1 protein-coding gene is annotated in these 300 nt (G+C 52.3%); it reads left to right on the top strand.

Features of this window, described 5'->3' with window-relative positions:
- On the top strand, positions 1 to 300 hold a 300-nt coding region (locus HK26_RS12880; RefSeq protein ID WP_143296383.1), incomplete at both ends, for a transposase.

Below are 300 nucleotides of genomic sequence, written 5' to 3'. Positions count from 1 at the left end.
CGGACGGACAAAAGGCGGCCTGAACTCAAAACTTCATGCCGTGTGCGATGATCAGGGCCGACCTGTCCGCCTTCATCTGACTGCTGGACAGGTCAGTGACTTCAGAGGCGCAGACGTGCTTCTGGCAGACCTCCCCGATGAGACAGAAGAAGTCATCGGGGACAGAGGCTACGATAGCAACCAGATCAGATTATCGCTTGCAGACCGGAACATCACAGCCTGTATTCAGCCGAAGAAGAACCGGAAATCAAAGCCACCTTACAATTGGCATCTGTATAAAAAGCGCCATCTGATCGAAAA

The organism is Acetobacter okinawensis (genome assembly GCF_002153655.1).
GTDB classification, from domain to species: Bacteria; Pseudomonadota; Alphaproteobacteria; order Acetobacterales; family Acetobacteraceae; genus Acetobacter; species Acetobacter okinawensis_A.
The sequence above is the reverse complement of the archived record's forward strand: the minus strand, read 5'-3'. Positions and strand labels throughout refer to the sequence as shown.